Source organism: bacterium (assembly GCA_040753555.1).
GTDB lineage: Bacteria > UBA9089 > UBA9088 > UBA9088 > UBA9088 > JBFLYE01.
In genome coordinates this window covers 1-14,174 of record JBFMDZ010000044.1, presented here as the reverse complement: position 1 = coordinate 14,174, position 14,174 = coordinate 1, and the positions used below count along the sequence as shown (strand labels likewise).

18 protein-coding genes and 1 pseudogene are annotated in these 14,174 nt (G+C 37.1%); 17 read left to right on the top strand and 2 right to left on the bottom strand.

The genetic code is table 11. The annotated features are described in order from the left end of the window. Nucleotides 1-141: 141 nt before the first annotated feature. The 7 genes and pseudogenes from AB1630_05410 to AB1630_05380 all read left to right on the top strand — a co-directional run bounded on the left by AB1630_05410 (nt 142) and on the right by AB1630_05380 (nt 5,813). A pseudogene (locus tag AB1630_05410) lies at nt 142-246 on the top strand (hypothetical protein). A 347-nt stretch (nt 247-593) separates the two neighbouring features. After that, on the top strand, nt 594-1,283 hold the full coding sequence (gene larB, locus AB1630_05405) for a nickel pincer cofactor biosynthesis protein LarB (GenBank protein ID MEW6103239.1): 690 nt from the start codon (nt 594-596) through the stop codon (nt 1,281-1,283). Beyond that, nucleotides 1,264-2,115, top strand: coding sequence for a UbiA-like polyprenyltransferase (locus AB1630_05400; GenBank protein MEW6103238.1), 852 nt, complete (start codon nt 1,264-1,266; stop codon nt 2,113-2,115). The genes larB and AB1630_05400 overlap by 20 nt, the downstream gene beginning before the upstream one ends. A gap of 38 nt (nt 2,116-2,153) precedes the next feature. Continuing rightward, on the top strand, nt 2,154-2,546 hold the full coding sequence (locus tag AB1630_05395; protein MEW6103237.1) for an NUDIX hydrolase: 393 nt from the start codon (nt 2,154-2,156) through the stop codon (nt 2,544-2,546). Beyond that, nucleotides 2,543-3,676 (top strand): alanine--glyoxylate aminotransferase family protein, encoded by a 1,134-nt coding sequence (locus tag AB1630_05390; GenBank protein ID MEW6103236.1) that lies wholly within the window; start codon nt 2,543-2,545, stop codon nt 3,674-3,676. Before AB1630_05395 ends, AB1630_05390 begins: the two co-directional genes overlap by 4 nt. Beyond that, nucleotides 3,676-4,785 (top strand): molecular chaperone DnaJ, encoded by a 1,110-nt coding sequence (gene dnaJ / locus AB1630_05385; GenBank protein MEW6103235.1) that lies wholly within the window; start codon nt 3,676-3,678, stop codon nt 4,783-4,785. The genes AB1630_05390 and dnaJ overlap by 1 nt, the downstream gene beginning before the upstream one ends. Beyond that, nucleotides 4,782-5,813: a UDP-N-acetylglucosamine--N-acetylmuramyl-(pentapeptide) pyrophosphoryl-undecaprenol N-acetylglucosamine transferase gene (locus tag AB1630_05380; protein ID MEW6103234.1), complete on the top strand. Its 1,032-nt coding sequence runs from the start codon at nt 4,782-4,784 to the stop codon at nt 5,811-5,813. Before dnaJ ends, AB1630_05380 begins: the two co-directional genes overlap by 4 nt. Before the next feature lie 163 nt (nt 5,814-5,976). Here the strand turns inward: AB1630_05380 and alr are convergent, their stop codons facing one another. Further along, nucleotides 5,977-7,071 carry an alanine racemase gene (gene alr / locus AB1630_05375; protein MEW6103233.1) on the bottom strand — a complete coding sequence of 365 codons (1,095 nt, stop codon included), beginning with the start codon at nt 7,069-7,071 and terminating at the stop codon, nt 5,977-5,979. Further along, the gene (locus AB1630_05370) at nt 7,064-7,375 is read right to left on the bottom strand and encodes a FliM/FliN family flagellar motor switch protein (GenBank protein MEW6103232.1); all 312 of its coding nucleotides are present in this window, start codon (nt 7,373-7,375) and stop codon (nt 7,064-7,066) included. The genes alr and AB1630_05370 overlap by 8 nt, the downstream gene beginning before the upstream one ends. A gap of 107 nt (nt 7,376-7,482) precedes the next feature. On the opposite strand from AB1630_05370, the gene acpP reads away from it, so the two are divergent. The 10 genes from acpP to AB1630_05320 all read left to right on the top strand — a co-directional run. Continuing rightward, complete coding sequence (gene acpP / locus AB1630_05365) at nt 7,483-7,728, top strand: acyl carrier protein (GenBank protein ID MEW6103231.1); 246 nt, start codon at nt 7,483-7,485, stop codon at nt 7,726-7,728. Further along, complete coding sequence (gene fabF, locus AB1630_05360; GenBank protein ID MEW6103230.1) at nt 7,718-8,956, top strand: beta-ketoacyl-ACP synthase II; 1,239 nt, start codon at nt 7,718-7,720, stop codon at nt 8,954-8,956. The genes acpP and fabF overlap by 11 nt, the downstream gene beginning before the upstream one ends. Then, nucleotides 8,949-9,614 (top strand): ribonuclease III, encoded by a 666-nt coding sequence (gene rnc / locus AB1630_05355; GenBank protein MEW6103229.1) that lies wholly within the window; start codon nt 8,949-8,951, stop codon nt 9,612-9,614. Before fabF ends, rnc begins: the two co-directional genes overlap by 8 nt. Nucleotides 9,615-9,616: 2 nt before the next feature. Then, nucleotides 9,617-9,808, top strand: coding sequence for a 50S ribosomal protein L35 (gene rpmI, locus AB1630_05350; GenBank protein ID MEW6103228.1), 192 nt, complete (start codon nt 9,617-9,619; stop codon nt 9,806-9,808). Next, the gene (gene hslU, locus AB1630_05345) at nt 9,805-11,112 is read left to right on the top strand and encodes an ATP-dependent protease ATPase subunit HslU (protein MEW6103227.1); all 1,308 of its coding nucleotides are present in this window, start codon (nt 9,805-9,807) and stop codon (nt 11,110-11,112) included. Before rpmI ends, hslU begins: the two co-directional genes overlap by 4 nt. Nucleotides 11,113-11,164: 52 nt before the next feature. Then, on the top strand, nt 11,165-11,821 hold the full coding sequence (mobB, locus tag AB1630_05340; protein ID MEW6103226.1) for a molybdopterin-guanine dinucleotide biosynthesis protein B: 657 nt from the start codon (nt 11,165-11,167) through the stop codon (nt 11,819-11,821). A gap of 13 nt (nt 11,822-11,834) precedes the next feature. Further along, on the top strand, nt 11,835-13,220 hold the full coding sequence (gene atpD, locus AB1630_05335) for a F0F1 ATP synthase subunit beta (GenBank protein MEW6103225.1): 1,386 nt from the start codon (nt 11,835-11,837) through the stop codon (nt 13,218-13,220). A gap of 62 nt (nt 13,221-13,282) precedes the next feature. Beyond that, a complete protein-coding gene (locus AB1630_05330; protein ID MEW6103224.1) occupies nt 13,283-13,507 on the top strand; it encodes a hypothetical protein in 225 nt (74 codons plus the stop codon). Beyond that, on the top strand, nt 13,504-13,971 hold the full coding sequence (locus AB1630_05325; GenBank protein ID MEW6103223.1) for a PTS sugar transporter subunit IIA: 468 nt from the start codon (nt 13,504-13,506) through the stop codon (nt 13,969-13,971). Before AB1630_05330 ends, AB1630_05325 begins: the two co-directional genes overlap by 4 nt. Before the next feature lie 48 nt (nt 13,972-14,019). Continuing rightward, a partial coding sequence (locus AB1630_05320) for a DNA recombination/repair protein RecA (protein ID MEW6103222.1) occupies nt 14,020-14,174 on the top strand: 155 nt, incomplete at its 3' end.

The following is a 14,174-nucleotide window of genomic DNA, read 5'->3' as shown; positions in this document are numbered from 1 at the left end:
TTTTGATGGTATTTAACAAAAAAATCTACAAAGGAAAAAAGAGGCTATGTTTTTGTGATGTGTTTTTGATATAATATATCCTGTTTAGAGGTAATTCTGGACAAAGGTAGCGAAATATAGGAATTTACCAAGAAGCTACAAAAAGCCTTAAAACATCTCTTTACCTTTGTTCTTCATCCAAAGGTAGAACTAACCAATAACAGAGCAGAAAGGGGATTAAGAGAGCATGTAGTATTCGCAAGATAATCACAAACCTTAAGGAATAAGAAAGGAACTAAAATCCATGAAGTAATTACTTCTGTCTTGACTACATGGAAGCAAAAAGGATATAATCTTAACCAAAAGTTGATCTATACACTATAAGAGAGCTAAACACATAACAGAAATTCTAAATCCAAAGCACGAAATTCAAAGCACAAAATTCTAAACAAAAGCAAAATGGCTCAAGGCTGAAGGCTCAAGGTTGAAGGTTAAACCATAGACCTTGACCCTAGACCTTTGACCTTACAACAAATTTATTGGGATTTATGGTTTATTGTTCACTTGTCATAAGGTGAGTAGATACGGTTTTTTAAATTTTTCCTTTTTTAAAAATGCCTTCAAGAAAGACTACATTTGAGGGAAGTTTCTTTAAATTTGACCATAATAGGTTAATAAGGCAGGGGTTTGCTGAGGTAATCCTTGGGAGCGAAAAGAAAAAGGAGGATATTTTAAATATTGTTAAGGAGGCTTTAAAGGGAAAAGGAAATATCCTTATTACAAGGACAAATTTTGATGTTTATTCTAAGGTAAAGGCAATTGAAAATAATGCAATGTGGCACGAAAACGCTAATTGTATTACCATAAGGAGGAAAAAAGCCGATAAATTATTTGGCCCTGTTCTTATTTTAACAGGAGGAACATCGGATATACCTATAGCAGAGGAGGCAGCAACAACATTACAGATAATGGATATAGAGGTCATTAAGGCTTATGATGTTGGTGTTGCTGGAATCCATAGGCTATTTAATGAAAAGGAGAATCTTGAAAAGGCAATTTGTATTATTGTTGTTGCTGGAATGGATGGAGCATTAGCCTCTGTTGTTGGTGGCCTTGTCCCTTGTCCTGTAATTGCTGTTCCAACAAGTATTGGATATGGTGCTTGTTTTTCTGGCATAGCTCCCCTTCTTACTATGCTTAATTCCTGTGCCCCTGGTATAGGTGTTGTAAATATAGACAATGGATTTGGCGCAGCATACCTTGCATTCAGGATAGTAAAAGCCATTGAAAGGGCAATTGTTTAATAAGATTTTATCATTCTTTGTTCTTATAAAATTTGAGCATAGTGTTTTTGCCCTTCCATTTGCATATATTGGAGGAATTATAGCCTACAAGGGGATTATGCCATTTTATTATTGGCTTTGGATTACATTAGCCTGTGTCTTTGCAAGAACCTCTGCTATGCTTCTAAACAGGATAATAGACAAAGAAATTGATAGAAAAAATCCAAGAACGCAAAATAGGCCATTTATTACAGGAAGGATAAAGATTAAAGAGACAATTCCCATTCTTATTTTATCCATTTTTCTCTTTTTATTCTCATCATTTAAGCTTAACCTAACCTGTCTTTTTCTTTCACCCATTGCCCTGTTTCTTATTAGCTCCTATCCTTACACAAAAAGATTTACTTGGACAAGCCATTTTTATCTTGGGGCTTGTCTTGCTTGCGCCCCAATTGGAGGCTTCCTTGCTGTTTCTGGAAAATGCGATGTTTTAAGCCTAATCCTTGGGTTATTTGTTATATTATGGGTCTCTGGATTTGATATTATTTATTCATTACTTGATATGCAATTTGATAAAGAATATAACCTTTATTCAATCCCACAAAGGTTTGGAGAAAGAAGGGCACAGCAAATTTCTTTTCTTCTCCACATACTTTCTGGCATTCTCCTTATCCCTTTTGGAATATTATCGCAATTTGGATTAAAATATTGGATTGGATTTTTCTTTATATTCCTTCTCCTTGTAAGGCAGCATATAATCATAAGGGATAGAAATAGAATAAACGAAGCATTCTTTACAACGAACGGAATGATAAGTATCCTATTTCTTTTTATAGTTATATTTTCGTATTAAATGTTGATAAAACCCTTACATTTTATTATACTTATGCTATGAAACATCCATATTCAACCGTTGATATAATTATTGAGATAGGGGGCGGAATTGTTTTCATAAAGAGGAAAAACCCTCCATATGGCTGGGCTTTACCTGGAGGGTTTGTTTCGTATGGTGAGACATTAGAGCTTGCTGCAATAAGGGAGGCAAAGGAGGAGACAGGCCTTGATATTACACTTATCAGGCAATTTCATACATACTCAGACCCAAATAGAGACCCACGGTTTCATACAATATCAACGGTATTTATTGCAAAGGCAAGTGGAGAGCCAATTGGAGGGGATGATGCATTGGAAGCAAGAGTTTTTGAAAGGAATAATTTTCCAGACGGTCTTCTCTTTGACCATAAAAATATTATGAATGATTATTTAAAGGAGGAAGAAAAATGAAAAAATATCTTATGACACCAGGGCCAACAATGATTCCAGATGATGTCCTATTGGAGATGGCAAAGCCCATAATCCATCATAGAACAAAGGAATTTCAGGAGGTCTTAAAAAATACACAGGAGGGTTTAAGGTATGTATTTCAAACCCAAAACCCTGTATTTATATTTGCAAGTTCAGGAACAGGAGGGATGGAGGCTTGCGTTTGTAATATTTTATCGTCATCTGATAAGGCATTGGTTATTATCGCAGGAAAGTTTGGAGAGAGGTGGAGCGAGCTTTGTAAGGCTTATAAGATTAAATTTGAGGTTCTTAATGTCCCCGAAGGGGATTGCCCAGATCCAGAAGATGTAAGGAAGATTTTACAAAAGGATAAAATAAAGGCTGTTTTTTCAACCCTTTGCGAGACATCGTCTGGTGTTGTCTCAGACATTGAGGCAATAGGGAATATTTGCAAGGAATATAATAGCCTTCTTGTAGTAGACGCTATTTCTGGGCTTTGTGCAGATAGCTTTTTTATGGATACATGGAATGTGGATGCCTGTGTTTCTGGCTCACAAAAGGGTTTAATGATGCCACCAGGTCTTTGTTTTGTTGCAGTAAGCAAAAGGGTATTAGAGGAGGCAGAAAAATCAGACCTTTGTAAATACTATTTCTCATTCAAAAAGGCAAATAAAGCACAAGAAAAGAATGATACACCATTTACCCCTGCAATTTCTCTAATTCGGGGTTTATCTATTGCTTTGGATAGGATAAAAAAAGAGGGGCTTTCTAATGTCATAGAGAGGCATAAAAAACTAGCTTTAGCAACAAGGTCTGCTGTCTCTGCTTTAGGGCTTTCTTTGTTTGCAAAAAAGCCATCAAATGCCTTAACATCAGTGAAGGTTCCAGAGGGTATTGATGCTGGTAAGCTCTACAATAGGATGAAAGATATTTATGGTGTGAATATTGCAAAGGGTCAAGGAGAGCTTGAGGATAAAATATTTAGAATAGCCCATCTTGGCTATGTAGAAAAATTTGATCTCATAACAACAATTGCTGCTCTGGAGATGACCCTTTCTGATTTAGGCTTTCCTGTTTCTCTTGGTTTGAGTGTTTGTGAAGTAGAAAAAGCTTTGAAAGAACAGGTTTAATGAAAAGGGATTATTATGAAATCCTCGGCGTTTCAAAGAATGCAAGCTCTGATGAGATAAAATCTGCATATAGAAGGCTTGCCAAAAAATACCATCCAGATGTAGCAGGAGGAAGTAAGCAAGCAGAGGAGAAATTTAAGGAGCTTGCTGAGGCTTACGAGGTTCTCTCTTCTCCACAAAAGAGGTCGCAATATGACCAATTTGGTCATGAAGGCATGAAAACTACATTTGGTAGGGGAGGGTTCACATGGTCTGATTTTACCCATTTTGGCGATATTGAGGATATATTTGGCGATATATTTGGCGGAGGGATATTTGGAGAAATATTTGGAAGAAGAGGAAAAAGGGCTCATAGGGGAGAGAATTTAAGGTATGATTTAGAAATTTCCCTTGAGGATGCATATTTTGGAAAGGAGGAGAAAATCTCCTTTGAAAAGAAGGAGGTTTGTTCTTTCTGTGGAGGGGAAGGAGGGACAGAAAGAAAGACTTGCCCAACCTGTAATGGAAGTGGAAGGCTTATTCAGCAAACAGGGTTTTTCTCAATTTCAAGAACCTGCACAAGGTGTGATGGAGGTGGCTCAATTATTACAACATCCTGCCCTGAATGTAGGGGAAGGGGTTTTATCCATAGAAAGAAGACAATAACCATTAAAATCCCACAAGGTATTGAATCTGGAACAAGCATAAGGATACAGGGAGAGGGAGAGATAGGAATAGGTGGCGGTTCCCCTGGCGACCTCTATATTGTCATCCACATTAAGGAGCATAAGCGATTTATCCGAGATGGTGATAACCTTATCCTTGATAATCCAATAGGCTTTATCAAAGCAACATTAGGTGGAGAAATAGAAATTCCTTTAATTGATGGAAAAAAGGCAAGGCTTAAAGTTCCAGAGGGAACGCAGACACACAGGGTATTTAGATTGCAGGGTAAAGGTATGCCAAGATTTAAGGGTTATGGATATGGAGATTTATTTGTAAGGGTAATTGTTTGCCTTCCTACTAGGCTCTCAAAGGAGGAAAAAAGGCTATTCCTTGAGCTTTCTAAGGTTCATGGAGAAGATGCGAAGGAAGAGGAAAAAAGGGTGATTGAAAGAGCAAAAGAGTGAAAATAGCTATTGCTTGCGGTGGGACCGGAGGTCATATCTATCCAGGGATAGCCATAGCAGAAGGGATAAAGGAATTTAAGCCTTTCTTTATCACAGGAAAAAAAGGGATGGCTTGCCAAATAATCAAAAAATCTGGCTTTAGGGTTTATGTCATTCCCATATCATTTTGGAAAAGGAGGCTGTTTTCATTAAATACGCTAGGTGTTATATTTTCTAATATCTTCTGTATAATTGCCTCTTTTTTTATTCTCATCAAGGAAAGACCAAAGGCTATTATCGGAATGGGGGGCTATCCATCATTTCCACCTATCCTTGCAGGCTTTTTCCTTAGAATTAAAAGGATAATTCATGAACAGAATGCAAAGATGGGCTTGGCAAACAGGCTTCTTTCAAAAATTGCAACAAGTGTTGCCATATCTTATGAAAATACAGAATTTGCTCCCAAAAATGCAATATTTACCGGATGCCCAATAAGGAGGGAGATAGGAAAAATAGGAAGGGATGATGGGTTTTCATTCTTTGGCTTGAAGGATAAAAAAACAATCCTTGTAATGGGTGGCTCTCAGGGTTCATCAAGGATAAATGAGGTTTTTTTTGAGGCAATTCCAAACCTTTCAGAATTTCAGATCCTTTGGATAACCGGAGAAAAAGATTATCCAACAATAAAATCCAGAATCCAGAATCCAGAATCCCGAATATTTCCCTTCATATTTGAGATGGAATATGTCTATGCTTGTGCTAATATAATAATAGGAAGGGCAGGTGCTGTATCTATTGCTGAGATAAAAAGGTGTGGAATCCCAGCAATCCTTATTCCATATCCTTTTTCTTCTGACCAACACCAATTAAAGAATGCAGAAGTCCTAAAGGATACTATTGTTATTAAAGAGGAAAATCTTTCAAAAGATAGCCTTTTGGATGCCATTTTTAAAATAAAAGATAAAGAAAAATTTCCGATTGAGGTAGAAAGCACAGAGAGGTTTTTGGAATTGCTATATACTGAAATAAAATTTGTTTTCAAGTATTAATGTTTTTATGCCAAAAAACAATTGCTTTGGAAATACTAACAAGGAGTGAGGGATGAGGAGTGAGTAGTGAGGGGAAAGGTTAAGAATTTTTAATCTGATGTCTCGTGTCTGATGTCTCGTGTCTTTTAAAAGAACAGAACTTATCATAACCTGAATAGATACATTATTTCTTATATATCCTAGAAAGACTTGGGTTTATCCCTGTTATTATCTCATAATTTATTGTATTGCAAGCATCTGCCAATTCATCAATGGAAATAAAGCCTTCCCCTTGCTTTCCAAATATAACAACCTCGTCACCAATAGAGGCATCAGGAATATCTGACACATCAATCATTGTCATATCCATACATATTGTCCCGACCATCTTTGCCCTTTTTCCCCTTATAAGAACATAACCCTTATTTGATAAAGCCCTCCTTAATCCATGGGAATATCCTACAGGAATAACAGCAATTGTGGCTTCTTTGTCTGTAATATATATTTGGCCATAGGATATCCCAGAGCCTTTTGGAATTTTCCTTAAGAATGCTATCCTTGTTTTAAATGACATTGCTTCCTTTGGCAAGAATTTTTTCTCTACCTCTTTGGAAGGAAATAAGCCATAAAGTAATATTCCAGGCCTTACCATATCAAGGTGCATTTGGGAAAGGTCTAAAATTCCAGCAGATGCGGCAATATGCCTCATCGGAATATTTATCTTTTTTTGAGAAAGGCTTTTTAGGACATAGGAAAACCTTTCAAATTGCTCTTTAGCATAAGATTTGTCCTTTAAATACGATGTTGCAAGGTGAGAAAATATTCCCCTTACTTTGATATTCGGATAGGCAATTGCCTTTTCAATAAATAAAGGTGCATCTTTATAAGGAACGCCAATCCTCCACATCCCTGTATCTATCTTTATATGAATATTTATTGGCTTCTTTGCTTTTGATGAAAGTGCTTCAAGCATTTCTTCTGTAAATACAGCTGGTGTAAGCTCATAATTTATTATATCCTTTGCACAAGAGGCTTGGGAAGGTCCTAAAATAAGAATGGGCTTCTTTATTCCCTTGTTCCTTAATGCTATTCCCTCATCAATAGAGAAAACCCCAAGCATATCAACCCTATCCTTTATAGCCTTTGCAACCTCAATTGCTCCATGTCCATAGGCATCAGCCTTGACAACAGCCAAGATTTTTGAAGATGTTATCTTTTTGATACAAGAAATGTTATAGAGAATTGCTGAAAGGTCTACTTCAACCCAAGAATTATTCATTTACCAATTCTGTTACCCTAATTCCCACAATGTCATTTATAACAACAATCTGTCCTTTTGCTATTATCTTCCCATTTGCAAGGATATCAAATGGCTCACCCGTCAATTTATCAAGCGCATATATCTCGCCTTCCTTCATATTCACTACATCCTTTACATATTTCTTTGTCCTTCCAATCTCAACGCTTACTTTAATGGGAACATCGCCAAATGATGTTATTTCTCCCTGACCTTCTTGTGTTTTTTCTTTTTTTAAAACTGAGAAAGAAACAGGGTGTATTGTTGGTGCGTTTTTATTTTCCATAGAGTTATTATGGTTTATCTTAAGAATAAAAGTCAATAAAAAAATAACTAGACACAATAAATTTTAAAACTTATACTATTTCCAAATTAAAATTTTGGGGGTGAAATATGGAAAACGAGATATTTGAAAGGGTAAAAAAGATAATAATTGACCAGCTAGGGGTGCAAGAATCCCAGATTACTATGGAGGCTTCATTTGTTGATGACCTCGGAACAGACAGCCTTGATACGGTTGAGCTTGTAATGGCACTGGAAGATGAATTTGGTCTTGAAATTCCAGATGAGGATGCCGAGAAGATAACAAGCGTTGGCGATACCGTTAGATATATCAAAGAAAAGAAAGGTGAGACATAGGGTTGTTGTAACAGGGCTTGGTGTTATAAGCCCTATTGGAAATTCTGTTCCTCTGTTTTTCTCCTCTCTCCTGCAAGGAAAATCTGGAATAGAAGAAATAAAAGCCTTTGATACAACAGGGTATTCAACAAGGATAGGAGGGGAGATAAAGGATTTTAATGCTGATGGAATTCTCTCTGAAAAAGAAAAGAGAAGGTTCTCTTTATTCATTCAGTATGGGCTAGCTGCTACGCAAGAAGCCATTATAGATTCGGGCATTTCTCTTTCTCAAGAGGATCTAAGAAGAATTGGTGTCCTTGTTGGCTCAGGGATTGGAGGGCTTGATGTATTAGAAAGGGAGCATAGCGTTTTGCTCAAAGATGGTTCAAAGAGGGTATCGCCTTTCCTTATTCCAATGATGATAATAGATATGGCATCTGGTGTTATTTCAATAAAATTTGGCTTTTCTGGTCCAAATCTGGCAATAGCTACAGCCTGCGCTACATCAACACATACCATTGGCGAGGCGTTCAGACTAATTCAATATGGGTCAGCTGATGTTATGGTTTGTGGTGGTTGCGAAGGAGCCATTACACCACTTGGTCTTGCTGGATTTTGTGCTGCAAGGGCATTATCTACAAGGAATAATGAACCACAAAAGGCATCCAGGCCATTTGATGGAGAAAGGGATGGTTTTGTAATGTCAAATGGTGCCGGGATTCTTATTTTAGAAAATGAAAGCCATGCAAAAAAGAGAGGTGTAAATATTTACGCAGAGATTGTAGGTTATGGAATGAGTGCAGATGCATACCACATTACAGCTCCAAAGGAGGATGGAAGTGGAGCATCACTATGTATGGAAAATGCCCTTGCTGATGCAAATATTTCTATAGACAAAATTTCCTGCATAAATGCACATGGAACATCAACAAAATTGAATGATAAGGCAGAAACCCTGGCAATAAAAAATGTATTTGGTGATTATAGCTATAAAATTCCAATAACGGCAAATAAGTCTATGACAGGCCATTTATTGGGAGGAGCAGGTGCAATTGAGGCCATTGCCTCTTGCCTTACTATAAAGAACAATATAATTCCTCCAACAATAAACTATGAATATAAAGACCCTGATTGCGACCTTGATTATGTTCCGAATATTGCAAAAGAGGCAAAGATAGATTATGTCCTTTCAAATTCATTCGGCTTTGGCGGACACAATGCCTCTATTGTTTTTAAGAGATATGAATAAAGAGAAAATTCTTGCTGGGTTTCAAAAAAATATTGGGATCTCATTTTTAAACCCCCTTGTTTTAGAAAAGGCACTTACACATAGCTCTTATGATAGAGAGAATAACAATGAAAGGTTATGCTTTCTTGGAGACAGTGTTTTAAATATGATAACAGCCTCTTATCTCTTTGAAAAATTTGGAGATTTTTCAGAAGGCTTTCTTACAAAGATGAAGGCAAATATGGTTAGTAGGAGGCAACTTGTCCAATGGGCAAGAAATATTGAGCTGGGAAAATTTCTGTTTTTAAGCAATGGAGAGGAGAAAACAGGTGGACGGAAAAAGACCTCTATATTGGCAGAGGCAATTGAGGCATTGGTTGGTGCTATTTTTATTGATTCTGGAATAGAAAATGCAAAGCTATTTATAATGAAACACATTGAGTGTCACAAAGAGGAAATTTTGGATTATAAATCCTCTCTTCAGGAGATTGTTCAAAGAAAAGATGGAAGCCTTCCAATATATAAGCTTATTGAGAAATCTGGACAAGATCATAAACCCATATTTAGTGTTTCTGTTAGCGTGGATGGGATGGTTGAAGCAGGAAAAGGTAAAAGCAAAAAAGAGGCAGAAGAGGATGCTGCAAGAAAATTATTAAAAAAGATTAAAAGGGAGGTATAAAAATGCCAAAATTAAAATCGCATAGTGGGATGAAGAAGAGGGTAAAGATAACAGGGAGTGGAAGGCTTATGAGAAATTGCTCTGGAAATAGCCATTTAGCCACAAAGAAAAGAAAAGAGAGAAAAAGAAGATTAAGCCTTAAAACCTCTATTTCAAAAGCAAACATAAAGGCTGTAAAGAAGCTTATGGGATGAAGCTTACACCATCTGAGATTGTAGCCGAGCTAGATAAATATATCATCGGACAAAAAGAGGCAAAGAAGGCTGTAGCTATTGCTATGCGCAATAGGTATAGAAGGATAAGCCTTCCCGATGAGCTAAAGGATGAGGTTTGTCCAAAGAATATCATTATGATAGGACCAACAGGCGTTGGAAAAACAGAAATCTCCAGAAGGGTTTCCCAGCTTGCTGACCTTCCGTTCTTAAAGGTTGAGGCAACAAAGTTCACAGAGGTAGGATATGTTGGCAGGGATGTAGAATCTATGATAAGAGACCTTGTAAATATCACAGTAAATATGATAAAGGCAAGGGAGTATGAGTTGACAAAGGATAAGGCAGCCTCTTTTGTTGAGGAAAGGCTTATCTCCCTCCTCCTTCCAGCAGGAAAACAAGAGCCAAAGGAGGAGACAAGGGAAAAGATAAGACAGATGCTTAAAAGGGGAGAAATGGAAAAAAGGCTTATTGAAATTGAATCAAAGGAGACACCTCCAATGGTTGAGGTATTTGCTATGCCAGGAATGGAAAATATCTTTGATTCTGGTCTATTTGAAAGCCTTTCTAATATCCTTCCAGGAAAGAAAAAGAGAAAGAAAATATCTGTGGAGGAGGCAAGAAATATTCTTTTGGTTGAAGAAACAGAAAAGCTTATTGACCATGATAAGGTTGTTAAAGAGGCTATAAAAAAGGTTGAGGAAGAGGGCATAATATTTCTTGATGAGCTTGATAAAATTTGTGGCAATGATAAAAGCTATGGGCCAGATATTTCAAGGGAGGGTGTTCAAAGGGACCTTCTTCCTATTGTTGAAGGCTCAACGGTTATGACAAGGTATGGCCCTGTAAAAACAAACCACATTTTGTTTATTGCGGCAGGGACATTTGCTAGCTCAAAGCCATCTGATTTAATCCCTGAGCTTCAGGGAAGATTTCCCATAAGGGTTGAGCTTTCATCATTAAAAAAGGAGGATTTTAAGCTTATCCTTACAATGCCAAAGAATGCCTTGATAAAACAATATAAAGCCCTCCTTGAAACAGAAGGCATAGAGCTTGTTTTTCCAGAGGAGGCAATAGATGAGATGGCAGGGATTACAGCCCTTGTTAACGAAAGGACAGAGGATATAGGGGCTAGGAGGCTATATACAATTATGGAAAAGCTTTTAGAGGATATTTCATTTCAAGCACCAAACATTGCTGAGAAGAAGGTTATAATAGATCCTTCCTATATCAGGGAGAAACTAGAAAAGATTATAGAAGATAAGGATTTGAGTCAATATATCTTGTAAATGCAAAATGTAAAATTCTGAGTAATGATTTATTAAACAACACTATAAGGTGATGAATGCTATCTCCATTGTAGGAAAAAAGAATAGTGGAAAGACAACCCTTCTTTTAGGCATTATCAAGGAGCTAAAGGAAAGGGGATACTCTGTTGGAATAATAAAACATATCCATCACAACCTAGAAATTTCTGATTTTGATAAGGAGGAAAAGGATACATTTAAACATTTTAAAGGAGGGGCTGATATAGTAGCCGCCTCTTCCAATAAGCTCTTTGCATTATTTCAAAATTTATCAGAAGAAAAAACAATTGAAGATTTAATGTCCTTTTTTTCTGATGTAGACATTGTTCTTACAGAGGGATTTAAGGGAGAAAAGATGCCAAAGATTGAGATAGCAAGAGATGAACCCATTTGTAAAAAGGAAGATAATCTTATTGCCATTGTCAGCAACAAAGATTTTAGGCTTGACATTCCTTGTTTTAAGCCAAATGATTATCCAAAAATTGCCAATTTTATTGAGGGCTTTATTAAGAAAAGGCATTGTGATGAAACAGGGCTTTTTATTGATGGAAAAAAGATTCCTTTAAATAGGTTTGTCCAAAGGGTCTTTAAAGAGGCGATATTTGGAATGATAAGGGCATTGGATGACATTCCTTCGCCTTTTAAAAAAATTAAAATTACAATTGACAATAGAAACAATGGAGATTTATAATTTGTAATTTACAATGGGAACAGGTAAAGTTAATCAAGTAATAGGCCCTATTGTGGATGTTCTCTTTGAAAAGGGCGATATCCCACCAATCTATAACAGCCTTCATATCCAAAAAGATGAGGATATTCTTGTTGTTGAGGTAGCCCAACACCTTGGAGATAGTATTGCAAGAACAATAGCTTTAGGATCAACCGATGGCATAAGAAGGGGGATGCTTGCAATTGATACAGGAGGACCCATAAAGGTTCCTGTTGGCAAAGGTATACTGGGAAGGATGATTGGTGTATTGGGAAACCCTATAGATGAAATGGGAGAGGTAAAGGCAGAGGCATACCATCCTATTCATAAAACGCCACCCTCTTTTGAGGAGCAGGAGACTGTAAGGGAGATGTTTGAAACAGGGTTAAAATCCATTGACCTTTTAGCTCCACTTTCAAAGGGAGGAAAGGCAGGTTTGTTCGGCGGTGCAGGCGTTGGAAAAACCGTCCTTGTAATGGAGCTTATAAGGAATGTTGCAGAGCAACATGGTGGTTTTTCTGTATTTGCTGGCGTTGGAGAGAGAACAAGGGAGGGAAATGACCTATATCTTGAAATGAAAGAATCCGGCGTTCTTTCTAAAACAGCCCTGGTTTATGGCCAAATGCAGGAATCCCCTGGTTCTAGATTTAGGGTTGGTCTTTCTGCCTTAACCGTTGCTGAGTATTTCCGCGATATGGGAGGTGCCGATATTCTTTTGTTTATTGATAATATCTTTAGGTTTATCCAGGCAGGAAGTGAGGTTTCTGCCCTTTTGGGAAGGATTCCCTCTGCTGTTGGATACCAGGCAACATTAGGAACCGATATGGGTGCTTTGCAGGAGAGGATAACTTCAACAAAGAAGGGCTCAATTACATCTGTCCAGGCAATCTATGTCCCTGCAGATGACCTTACAGACCCAGCACCTGCAACAACATTCACCCATCTTGATGCAAGCATTGTTTTATCAAGGCAGATTGCAGAGCTTGGAATATACCCTGCTGTTGACCCATTGGATTCTACATCCCGTATTTTAACCCCTGATATTGTGGGAATTGAGCATTACACAGTTGCAAGAAATGTCCAGAAGGTTCTTCAAAGATACAAAGACCTTAAGGATATTATTGCTATACTTGGAATGGATGAGCTTTCTGAAGAGGATAAGCTTATGGTTGAAAGGGCAAGGAAGATTCAGAAATTCTTCTCCCAGCCATTCTTTGTTGCAGAGGTATTTACAGGAAGAAAGGGAAGATATGTTCCCATTAAGGAAACCGTTGCCGGGTTTAAAATGATAATAGATGGAGAGCTTGATGATGTTCCTGAGCAGGCATTCTATATGGTTGGAAATATTGATGAAGTTAAGGAACAGTACAAGAAATTGTAAATTGTAAATTTCAAATTTTAAATTTAAGAGAGGATGAAATTTAAAATTTAAGCGAAGCGACTATGGAGGTTGAGCTTGTGGGTAAAGAGGGGATTTTGTTTAAGGATAAAGCAGAACAAGTTGTTATACCAGGAGAGATGGGATATATGGGTATTCTGGAAAATCATACACCCCTTCTTTCAACCCTTAAAAAGGGAAAGGTAATGATTGATAAAAATGGGTTTGATATAGATAAAGGATTTATTAAGGTATCCGATAATTATGTAATTATTTTAGCAGAGAAATGAAATTATCTGAAATTCTTTCAAAGGACAATTTGGTTCTTAATCTTAAGTCAAAGAAGAAGGATGATGTTTTAAAGGAGATGGTTTCTTTTTTCTCAAAGAATAATGAAATTGATGAGAATGAGGTTTTAAAAGGCATTTTGGCAAGGGAGGAGGTAATGAGCACAGGCTTAGGTCAGGGTGTTGCTATTCCCCATACAAAGGCAGAAAGCACAAAGGACCTTATAGTTTTATTCGGAAGACTAAAAGAGGGAATAGATTTTAAAAGTATAGATGGAGAGCCTGTTTATCTCATATTTATGGTTGTTGTTCCACAGGATGCTACTGTCTCCCAAGTAAAGATATTGGCAAAAATTTCAAGGCTCCTTAAGCATAATTATATCAGGGAGAAGCTTAAGGTATTAAAAACAAAAGAAGAAATCATTGATTTTATTAGTCAAGAAGAAGAAAGACATATTCCTCATTAGGATTTAGGAATTTAGAATTTAGGAATTTAGAATTTAGGAGGAAAAACAATGGAACAAGAAAAAAAGAAGGCACTAGAAATTGCCCTATCCCAGATTGAGAAGAATTTTGGAAAGGGTGCGGTAATGAGATTGGGCGATTCCAAGGCAATGGAGGTTGAGGCAATTCCAACCGGAGCATTAACCCTGGATATGGCAATTGGTGT